This window comes from Pseudonocardia sp. McavD-2-B, from assembly GCF_024124365.1.
Classification (GTDB): domain Bacteria; phylum Actinomycetota; class Actinomycetes; order Mycobacteriales; family Pseudonocardiaceae; genus Pseudonocardia; species Pseudonocardia alni.
On record NZ_JAMXSG010000237.1, the window covers coordinates 1 to 9,535 of the forward strand.

Annotated in this window: 11 protein-coding genes and 1 pseudogene; 6 read left to right on the forward strand and 6 right to left on the reverse strand. The window is 75.2% G+C overall.

The genetic code is table 11. From position 1 onward, the window contains the following. The 3 genes from NH602_RS23830 to NH602_RS23840 form a co-directional block, all read right to left on the reverse strand. On the reverse strand, nt 1–936 hold a 936-nt coding region (locus NH602_RS23830; protein WP_253068955.1), incomplete at its 3' end, for a DMT family transporter. Nucleotides 937–978: 42 nt separating this feature from the next. After that, entirely contained in the window at nt 979–1,482 is a 504-nt protein-coding gene (locus NH602_RS23835) for an SRPBCC family protein (RefSeq protein ID WP_253068956.1), read from the reverse strand. After that, the gene (locus NH602_RS23840) at nt 1,479–1,805 is read right to left on the reverse strand and encodes a helix-turn-helix transcriptional regulator (protein ID WP_253068957.1); all 327 of its coding nucleotides are present in this window, start codon (nt 1,803–1,805) and stop codon (nt 1,479–1,481) included. The genes NH602_RS23835 and NH602_RS23840 overlap by 4 nt, the downstream gene beginning before the upstream one ends. A 122-nt stretch (nt 1,806–1,927) precedes the next feature. Here NH602_RS23840 and NH602_RS23845 point away from each other — a divergent pair, with 122 nt between their 5' ends. Genes NH602_RS23845 through NH602_RS23855 form a run of 3 tightly spaced genes read left to right on the forward strand, consistent with a single transcriptional unit; the run spans nt 1,928 to nt 3,923 of the window. Beyond that, nucleotides 1,928–2,287, forward strand: coding sequence for a GntR family transcriptional regulator (locus NH602_RS23845; RefSeq protein ID WP_062404114.1), 360 nt, complete (start codon nt 1,928–1,930; stop codon nt 2,285–2,287). Then, nucleotides 2,284–3,183, forward strand: a complete 900-nt coding sequence (locus tag NH602_RS23850; protein ID WP_253068958.1) for an ABC transporter ATP-binding protein — start codon at nt 2,284–2,286, stop codon at nt 3,181–3,183. The genes NH602_RS23845 and NH602_RS23850 overlap by 4 nt, the downstream gene beginning before the upstream one ends. Next, the gene (locus NH602_RS23855) at nt 3,180–3,923 is read left to right on the forward strand and encodes a hypothetical protein (protein WP_253068959.1); all 744 of its coding nucleotides are present in this window, start codon (nt 3,180–3,182) and stop codon (nt 3,921–3,923) included. Before NH602_RS23850 ends, NH602_RS23855 begins: the two co-directional genes overlap by 4 nt. Nucleotides 3,924–3,973: 50 nt before the next feature. On the opposite strand, the gene NH602_RS23860 is transcribed toward NH602_RS23855, so the two are convergent. Both NH602_RS23860 and NH602_RS23865 read right to left on the reverse strand, forming a co-directional pair. Next, the gene (locus NH602_RS23860; RefSeq protein ID WP_253068960.1) at nt 3,974–4,531 is read right to left on the reverse strand and encodes a hypothetical protein; all 558 of its coding nucleotides are present in this window, start codon (nt 4,529–4,531) and stop codon (nt 3,974–3,976) included. After that, a complete protein-coding gene (locus tag NH602_RS23865; RefSeq protein ID WP_253068961.1) occupies nt 4,528–5,541 on the reverse strand; it encodes an alcohol dehydrogenase catalytic domain-containing protein in 1,014 nt (337 codons plus the stop codon). Before NH602_RS23865 ends, NH602_RS23860 begins: the two co-directional genes overlap by 4 nt. A gap of 193 nt (nt 5,542–5,734) precedes the next feature. Here NH602_RS23865 and NH602_RS23870 point away from each other — a divergent pair, with 193 nt between their 5' ends. Then, nucleotides 5,735–6,175, forward strand: a complete 441-nt coding sequence (locus NH602_RS23870; protein ID WP_073577832.1) for a VOC family protein — start codon at nt 5,735–5,737, stop codon at nt 6,173–6,175. On the opposite strand, the gene NH602_RS23875 is transcribed toward NH602_RS23870, so the two are convergent. Beyond that, nucleotides 6,172–7,371: a class I SAM-dependent methyltransferase gene (locus NH602_RS23875; protein WP_253068962.1), complete on the reverse strand. Its 1,200-nt coding sequence runs from the start codon at nt 7,369–7,371 to the stop codon at nt 6,172–6,174. The two genes, NH602_RS23870 and NH602_RS23875, sit on opposite strands and share 4 nt — an antisense overlap. A gap of 114 nt (nt 7,372–7,485) precedes the next feature. On the opposite strand from NH602_RS23875, the gene NH602_RS23880 reads away from it, so the two are divergent. Together NH602_RS23880 and NH602_RS23885 are read left to right on the forward strand one after the other, a co-directional pair. Then, entirely contained in the window at nt 7,486–8,727 is a 1,242-nt protein-coding gene (locus tag NH602_RS23880) for an MFS transporter (protein ID WP_083659026.1), read from the forward strand. Between the two features lie 280 nt (nt 8,728–9,007). After that, nucleotides 9,008–9,535: pseudogene (locus NH602_RS23885) on the forward strand (hypothetical protein); the annotation flags it as partial.

A 9,535-nucleotide genomic window follows, 5' to 3' on the forward strand; every position in this document is an offset into this window, starting at 1 on the left:
CCGGTCCCCGCCGGGCCCCGGCACCCCGCCCGCCGCGACCCGGCTCTCCCGCGCCGGCCGCCCCCGGTAGCGGGACAGCGCCACCCCCGTCAGCGCGAGCACGCCGCCGAGCAGCGCCAGCGGCGGCGGCAGCTCCCCGAGTACCGGCCACGCCATGAGCACCACCAGCGTCGGGACGAGGTAGGTGGTGACGCCGAGCTGTCCCGCGTCGATCCGCGACAGCGCGTACGCCCAGGTCCCGAACGCGAGCGCCGTCGGGACGAGCCCGAGGTAGACCATCCCGGCGATCTCCGGCCCGGACGCCGTGCCGAGACCGTCGGCCAGGTCGCCGGCCCACGGCAGCGTGACGACCGCTCCGACCACGCAGGCGACCTGGGTGACCTGCACCGCGGGCAGGCGCCGGAGCACGGGCTTCTGGGCGAGCACCCCGATCGTCCAGGTCGCGGCGGCCAGCAGGCACAGCAGCGCGCCCACCGGGCCCCCGGCACCGGCCGGGCCGTCGCCCGAGGTGGCGAACCCGATCAGCACGGCCCCCGCGAACCCGATCCCGGCGCCCGCCAGCAGCGGGCGCGGGAAGCCCTCCCGCAGCACGACGCCGGCGGAGAGCGCGATGAGGATCGGTCCGACGTTCACCAGCATCGCCGCGGTCCCGGCGTCGAGGCGTTCCTCGGCCGCGTTCAGCGCGACGTTGTACACGGCGAACCAGCTCACCCCGCACACCACCATCAGCAGCCACTCCCGCGTGGTCGGCCGCACCCAGGACCGCGATGCCAGCACGGCGAGCGTGAGCGCGACCCCGCCGACCGCCAGTCGTCCGAGCGCGAGCGCACCGGCGCCGAACGCCGGCCCCACGGCCCGGATCGCCACGAACGCCGACGCCCACGCCAGCACGGTCACCCCGGCCGCCGCGGCGACCCGCATCCCTGTTCCCGTCACGGCGACGACGCTAGGCGCCGGACGTTTCGGCCTGCACCGAATTCAGCTCCGGTAGTACGGTGCCGTCGCCGCGAGGGTCGCCTCCCAGTCCGGCATCGGTGCCCCGGCCAGGACTGCGGCGAGCCGGTCGAGGTACCAGTGCCAGCCCGGGCCGGCGTCGGCCGGGGAGAACCCGTCGGGCAGCACCTGCTCGAACACGAGCACGGCGCCCCCGCCGTCCGGGGTGAGCGTCACCGACAGCTCCCACGGCTCGCCGTCACCCTCCCGGATGTCGACGACCAGCCGGTGCGGGGGCTCGCATTCCCGGACGAGCACGGTGGACGGGGCGCCGCCGCCGTCCTCGTCGCTGGTCAGGACGAGCTCGACGGTGCCGCCGGGCCGCCCGTCGCCGCTCCACCGCCCGAACCACCGCGCGCAGCGGTCCGGGTCGGTGACCGCCGACCAGACGTCGGCGACGGGTTCGTCGTGGACGCGGCGGAACCGCAGCACGGCACGCCCGTCGGGGCCGCGGACCACCTCCCCGGCACGGCTTCCGGTATCGGTCACGGGTTCCTCCTCGATCCACGGGCCAGTTCGGTGTCGAGCGCGTCGAGCCGCTGCGTCCAGAAGCCGCGCAGCCCGGCCAGCCACTGCTCGGCCGCGGCGGGCCCGGACGGGTCGACCGCGTAGAGCCTCCGGGTCCCCTCCGCCCGGACGGTGGCGAACCCGTTGTCCCGCAGCACGCGCAGGTGTCGGGAGACGGCCGGCTGCGATATCCCGAACTCGGCGCGGACGACCTCGGTCACCCGCCCTGCCGTCCGCTCGCCCCCGGCAAGGAGTTCCAGGATGCGCCGCCGGACGGGGTCGCCCAGCACGTCGAACGCTTCCACAACTCCGAGTTTATATAACTCTGAACGGAAATAGTAGCCCGCTGGACGGATCGACCCCCCGCCGCTATGGTTCATTACATGACTAATGAACCACTGCACTACGGCACCGGGAGGTCGCCGTGATCGACGACGGACGCCCGCTGTTCGCGCAGATCGCGGAGGACATCGCGTCCGCCGTGGTGGACGGGACCTATCCGGAGGAGACCCAGGTGCCGTCCAGCAACGAGCTCGCCGCCTTCCACCGGATCAACCCGGCCACCGCGGCGAAGGGTCTCAACCAGCTGGTCACGCAGGGCGTGCTCTACAAGAGACGGGGGATCGGCATGTTCGTCGCCGAGGGGGCACGGTCCCGGCTGCTGGAGAGCCGCCGCGAGGACTTCGCCCGGCAGTACATCGCTCCGCTGGTCACCGAGGCCCGCAAGCTCGGCATCGACCCCGAGCAGCTCAAGAAGATGATCGACGTCTGGGGGGACGACCGATGAGCACCGACGTGATCGCCATGCACGGCGTCACGAAGCGCTACGGCGACGTGACCGCGCTCGACGACGTGACGTTCACGCTGGAGGAGAACCGCATCCACGGGCTGCTCGGCCGCAACGGCGCAGGCAAGACCACCGCGATGCAGATCCTCACCGCGCAGAACTTCGCGACCTCCGGGCGCGCCGAGATCTTCGGCGAGCAGCCCTACGAGAACGCCCGGGTGCTCGCCCGCACCTGCTTCATCCGCGAGTCGCTGAAGTACCCGGACGAGTACCGGGTCCACCACGCGCTCCGTGCCGCCGCGAGCGTGTACCCGCAGTGGGACCAGGCCTTCGCCGACCGGCTCGTCGGGGAGTTCGGGCTCCCGCTCACCCGGCTCTGCAAGAAGCTCTCGCGCGGCCAGCAGTCCGCGGTCGGGGTGATCATCGGACTGGCCTCGCGGGCCCCGCTGACCTTCTTCGACGAGCCCTACCTGGGCCTCGATGCCGTCGCCCGGCAGATGTTCTACGACCACCTGCTCGCCGACTTCGCCGAACACCCGCGCACCGTCGTGCTCTCGACGCACCTGATCGACGAGGTCTCCGACCTCATCGAGCACGTCGTCCTGATCGACCGGGGCCGCGTGCTCATCGACGAGGAGGCCGAGGCGCTGCGCGGCCGGGCCGTCACCGTCTCCGGGCCCGCCGAGTCGGTCGAGCGGTTCGCCCGCGGCCACACCGAGCTGCACCGGGAGCGCCTCGGCGGCTTCCTCCGCGTCACCCTCTCCGGGGTCGCGCCGACCCGCGCCTCCGAGCCGAACCTGCAGTTCGAGCCCGTCTCGCTGCAGCAGCTCGTCGTCCGTACGACCCAGATGAACGCGGCGCCGGGCGTCGGCGTCGCCGAGGAGGTCCTGTCATGACCGCCGTCACCGCCGATCGCAGCCCGGTCGACGCCGCGCCCGCCCGGGTGCGCGCCGCGATCCGGATGGGCACGGTCAACTGGGGCCGCCGGTTCGGGGTGGCCTGGCTGATCCTGGCCGTCGTCTTCGTGCTGCACCAGACCGTCTGGTGGGTGGTGCGCAGCAACGGCGGCGACGAGCCGACCGGCTACACGGGTGCCCTGACCTCGTTCTTCTTCATCCTGGCCAGCACCTATCTCGCGCTCATGACCCAGGTGATGCCGTTCGCGCTGAGCCTGGGCATCACGCGACGGCACTTCTACCTCGGCACCGTCCTGCTGGTGGCGGCGGAGACCCTGGTCAGCGCGGTCGGGCTCAGCGTGCTGCTGGCCGTCGAACGGGCCACCGACGGCTGGGGTCTGCGGGTCCAGTTCTTCGAGATGGGCTTCATGGGGCAGTCGAACCCGGTCACCCAGGTGCTCGTGTACTGGGTGCCGCTGCTGACGATCGGACTGGTGTTCGTGCTGCTCGGTGCGGTATTCCGGCGCTGGGGACAGCTCGGGGTCTGGGGCGCGGCCCTGGTGCCCGTGCTGGTGGTCGCCGCCGGGATCGTGCTCCTGACCTGGCAGAACGCCTGGGGGGCGTTCGGCCGGTTCTTCGTCGAGACGCCGACGTGGGCGCTGCTCGCCGGCTATCCGCTGATCCTCGCCGCGGTCGCGGCGGGGGCCGGGTACCTGGTGCTGCGCCGCGCGACTCCCTGACGGAGGACTCGGCGGGGCCCGGCACCCTCGTGGGGGGTGGTGCCGGGCCCTCAGCCGTCCAGCACGAGATCGGCCCGTTCCGGTGCGCCACCGGAACGGGCCAGCTCCTGTTCGGCGCGCCGCCAGCCGTCGCGGTACGGGGCGTAGCCCGGCCAGTCCGCCCGCCCGCGCAGCCGCCGCTCCCGCTCGTCCGCCGACGCCTCCACCCAGATCGCCAGCGAGGTCACCGGCGCCAGCTCGGCCGCGCCGCTCCCGCACCCCTCCAGCACGACGACGGCCGCCGGCTCCAGCGTGCGTTCCGGTCCCGGCCGGTCGCGCACCCAGTCCCACGACGTCCAGCGCAGCGTCGTACCGGCCGCCAGCGGGTCACCGATCCCGCGCCGGGCCAGCGCCGGGACCCGGGGCAGCCCGTCCCAGCCGGGGCACAGGTCCTCGATCTCGAGCAGCGGGGCCCCGAGCCGGTCGGCGAGCTCGCGGGCCCGCGTGGACTTCCCGGCCCCGGAGAACCCGTCCACGGTGACCAGCCGGTTCCCGGCGGGCCCGGCGGGGGCGGCGTGCACGAGCCGGGCGACCGTGTCGGTCCAGCCCCGGTCCGCGACCGCCCTCACGGCCGGACGACCACCTTGACCTGCGACGCGTCGGGGGACAGGGCGTCGCCGACGTGGTCGAGGTCGACGTGCCCGGTCACCAGCCGGCCCAGGTCCACCGCGCCCGACGCGGCCATGCGCACCGCCGTCGGCCAGGTGTTGGCGTACCGGAAGGTGCCGGTCAGGGTGATCTCGCGCGACTGCAGCATCGACACCGGCAGCGTCATCTCGTCGGCACCCATCCCGACCAGCACCGCGGCGCCTCCCGGCCGGACCGCGGGCAGCCCGCCCAGCACCGCGGCCGGCACCCCGGAGCAGTCGACGAAGGCGTCCACACCGGACACGTCGGCGCCCGGCGCGACGACGTCGGTCGCGCCGAAGTCGCGGGCCAGCGCGGCGCGCGCCGGATCCGGGTCGCTGACGACGACCTCGGCGGCGCCCTGCGCCGCCGCCACCTGCGCGACGAGCAGCCCGATCGGCCCCGCCCCGGCGACGAGCACCCGCGACCCGACCCCGGTGTCCGCCCTGTGGTTCGCCCACAGCGCGACCGACAGCGGTTCCAGCAGAGCGGCGGCGTCGTCGGAGACGTGCTCGGGGACGGGGTGGGCGAAGTCGTCGGCGATCGTCACGTACTCGGCGAACGCGCCGTCGACCGGCGGGGTCGCGAAGAACACCATGTCCGGGCACAGGTTGTAGGCGCCGGTGTGGCAGTACCGGCAGCGACGGCAGGGCACGCCCGGCTCCAGCGAGACGCGCTCGCCGATCCGCCCCGCGTCGACGCCCTCCCCGACGCCCACGATCCGCCCGGACGGCTCGTGCCCGAGCACCATCGGCTCGCGCAGCACGAAGTCGCCGATCCGGCCGTGCCGGAAGTAGTGCACGTCGGAGCCGCAGGTGCCGACCGCCGCCACCCGCACCAGCACCTCCCGGGGGCCGGGCCGGGGGACCGGTCGCTGCTGCACCTCCAGCTCACCGGCGGCACGCAGCACGCTGCACCGCATCGACTCCGGCACCTCGGCGATCGTCGTCACGGGCACGACGGTGGCACGCGCGGCCGGGCCGGGCAACGCGGTGCGCCGACCGCGCCGGACGTACCGGTGCGCGCACGGTCGATCACTCCGGCGGACGTCGTCCGCCCCCGGGAGGTCCGCCGGTGGTGTACTGCTCCGCGACGAGAGGGAGGACCGGCCGCCCCGCGGGTGGCCGGCGACGAGAAGGACGCCCATGGGCTCGGCCATCGAACGACCGGCGGTCACCGGCTTCCACCACGTGGCGGCGGCCGTGACCGACGTGGAGTCCAGTGCGCTCTGGTACCAGCGCGTCCTCGGGCTGCAACGGCTGCCGATGACCTTCCCGCACCACGACGCCGCCGACGGCTCGTCGGAGAAGGCGGCACTGCTCCTCGACGTCGTGACCGGAGTGATGATCGAGCTGCACGCCCCGGCCGACGGCGACGGCGGCGGCCCCCGCGGCGCGCTCGACCACCTGGCGTTCGGCGTCGCCGACCGCGCGACCCTCGACGCCTGGGCCGCCTGGCTGGACAGCCTCACCGTGCCGCACGGCGGCGTCGTCGACCGGACCGACCCGACCGGCTACGCGACGCTGGAGTTCCGCGACCCGGACGGCATCGCGCTGGAGTTCATCCACTTCCCCGGCCGCGGTTAGGAGCTGCCCCGGCGGGGGTCCACGCAGACCAGGCCCCACGGCCGGTCGTCGACCCGGGTCATCACCACGGTGGCGTGCCGCGACCCGCGGCCGCGCAACTTCCGGGCGATCGCCTCGACGTCACCGGCCAGGCCGCGGCGCCGCACGTCGACCGCGCCGACGTCGAGCTCGCGCAGCAGCCGGGGCAGCCGCTTCTGGTCCCACGGACGGGAGTCGAGCACCCGCAGCGGCCGCGCGAACGGCGTGGCCGGGGGCTCGTCGTCGCCGGTGAGAAAGGCGATCCGCGGGTCGATCCGGGCGGTGCCGGTGGCCCGGGCCAGCGCGGAGACCAGCCCGGCCCGGGTGACGGCCGGGTTCGGGTCGAGCAGCCAGACGCCCGGTTCGCCGACCGCGATCCCGGTGTCCCCGTCCGGCGGGTCCGGCTCGCCCTGCAGTTCGTGCACGCCGTCGTCGTCGACGACGGTGGCGCGCGTGCGGGCGCGGGCCAGCGCGGGGGACCAGGCGCAGGCCTCCTTCAGCTCGCGTCCGAGCGCGAGGAACTCGATCTCCCAGTCCGGCGGGACGGTGTCGTGGTCGATCCCCGGTGCCGCCTTGATCCCGACCGCGCCGGCCCGCCGCTCCAGCTCCAGGCACCAGCCCAACGGCGGCTCGGACTCGCCGGTCCGCATCCGGCCACCGCCGGTGCGCCGGGCCGGGTCGACGAACACGCCGTCGGTGCCGGACAGGTCGGCGTCACGCACGTCGCGCCGCACCGTCCGGGCCGAGCCGCCGTGCACGGCCGCGTTGCGGTCGGCCATCCACAGGTGCACCGGATCCAGGTCGACGCCGGTGACCTCGTGGCCCGCCGCGACCAGCGAGACCAGGTCGCCGCCGATCCCGCAGCACAGGTCGACGACCGCGCGCCCGGCGAATCGGGCGGCCCGGTGTCGCGCGATCACCTCCGACGACGCCTGCTCCAGCCCGTCGCGCGTGAACCACATCCGCGCGGCCCGTGCGAACTTGCGGGCGGCCCGGTCCCGCAGCCCGGCCTGGGCCATCGCGTCGGCGACCAGCCCGGCGTCGTGCTCACGGCGCAGCGCGGTCCCCAGCCGGAGCGCGGCGTCACCGTCCCGGTCGGCGACGGCGAGCCGCTCCAGCAGCGCCGTCCCCTCCGGCCCGGCGAGCCGCTCCAGCCGGGCGATCGGATCGTCGTCCACGACGACAGTGTCCACGGCGCCGTCCCCGGCACCGTCGTGTGCCCGCACCGGCGTCGGCCGCCGCGGACCGGCGGGCGTACGGTCGTCGGCCGGGACAGCGGAGCGGAGGGCCACGTGGTCGAGCACGACGGCCGCGACCCCGCCGTACCCGGCGCACCGGTGCCCGCGCCCCCCACGGTGCGGGGTGCGACGGCGCTGCCCCGCGAGATCGGCGTGCTGGTCGGGTCGGCGTTCGCGATCGCCATCGGGTTCGGGCTGGTCGCGCCGGTGCTGCCGGCGTTCGCGCGCTCGTTCGACGTCGGGGTGACCGCGGCCGCCGCCGTGATCAGCGTGTTCGCCTTCTCCCGGCTGGTGTTCGCCCCGCTGTCCGGCACGGTCGTCGGCCGGTTCGGCGAGCTGCGGGTGTTCGTCGCCGGGCTCGCCGTCGTCGCCGTGACGACGGCCGGTCTGGCCTTCGCGACGGCGTACTGGCAGCTGATCGCGCTGCGCCTGGTCGCGGGCGTCGGATCGACGATGTTCACGATCTCGGCGGTGTCGCTGCTCGTGCGGCTGTCCCCGCCGCACCTGCGGGGCCGCGCGACGAGCCTGTGGGCGACCGGGTTCCTGCTCGGCAACATCGCCGGGCCGCTGCTCGGCGGCACCCTCGCCGCGATCGACGTACGCGCCCCGTTCCTGATCTACGCGGCGCTGCTGGTGCTGGTGATCGTCGTGGGCGGGCCGCTGCTGCGCCGGCCGGAGGGCCCGGTCGACGAGGCGCCCCCGCCGCGCACCCGGTTCCGCGACGCCGTGCGCCACCGTGCCTACCGGGCGTCGCTGGTGGGGAACTTCGCGAACGGCTGGGCGGTGTTCGGCGTCCGCATCGCGCTGGTCCCGCTGGTGGTGGTCGAGGCGCTGGGGCGCGAGGACGCGTTCGGCGGCATCGCGTTGTCGGTGTTCGCGGCCGGGAACGCGGCGACCCTGCTGCTGGCCGGACGTCTCGCCGACCGCTCCGGTCGCAGGCCCCCGCTGATCGCCGGCCTCGCGGTGTCGGGTGCGTCGACGGCCGTCCTCGGCTGGGTGCTCGACCCCTGGGCGTTCCTGGCGCTCTCGCTCGTCGCGGGGCTCGGCAGCGGACTGGTGAACCCGCCGCTCAACGCGGCCGTCGCCGACGTCATCGGGGAGCGCGCCCGCGGCGGCTCGGTGCTGGCGGGCTTCCAGATGGCGGCCGATCTCGGTGCCATCGCCGGGCCGCTCGTGGCCGGTGCGCTCGCCGAGGTCTGGGGGTACGGGCCGGCGTTCGCCGTGACCGGGGTGCTGTCACTGGTCGCGGCGCTCGTCTGGTGGCGGGCGCCGGAGACCCTCCCGTCCCGGTCCTGACCTGGGGCGCCGCCCGCCGGGGTGACACGAGGGCCGGTCGCTCCGTCCCGCTGGTCCCGATCGTCACCCGGATCCCACCCGTTATGGCGGGCCGCCGGTTCGGGTGACCTCCTCCGGGGTGACCTCACCCCACCGACGGGTGGCGGGTGTGGCTGGTGTGCACAGGGTGCTTCTAGCGTCGTGGATATCGGACAAGCCGGACACGGATGGGGACGGGAACGAAGCCATGAGGCGCGGACTGGCACGACGTACGGTGATGAGCGCGGCGGCGGTGGTGACGGTGAGTGCTGTCATGTTCACCGGAGGGGTCCTGGCTCTCACCGACGGTGCGGCCGTGTCCGCGGCCGCGGCACCCACGGTGCCCGGCGCCGTCGCGCAGGCCGCGGCCCCGGAGGCACCGAGCGTGCTCGCCGGGCCGGCGACCACCCCGTCGGGCGCCGCGGCGTTCCCGACCGACTCCGCTCTGCGGTCGTCGTCGGAGGCCGCCGGGGGCTCCGGTGCCGCGACGGCTGCCCGATCCGCGGAGACGGGGACGGACGCCGTCCGCGGGGCCGAGGGCTCCGGTGACGCCGGACCGGCCCGCCCGGCCGCGACCGGGTCGTCCGGTTCCGCGGGCCCGGTCTCGCCGTCCGCGCCGGAGTCCGCCGACGCAGCGAAGCCTGCTGACCCAGCGAAGCCTGCGGACGCCGCGAAGCCTGCGGACGCCGCGAAGCCTGCGGACGCCGCGAAGCCTGCCGATGCGGCGAAGCCTGCCGACGCGCCCGCCGACGTGCCGGCCGGCCCCGCGGCCGGACCCACGACCCCGGGC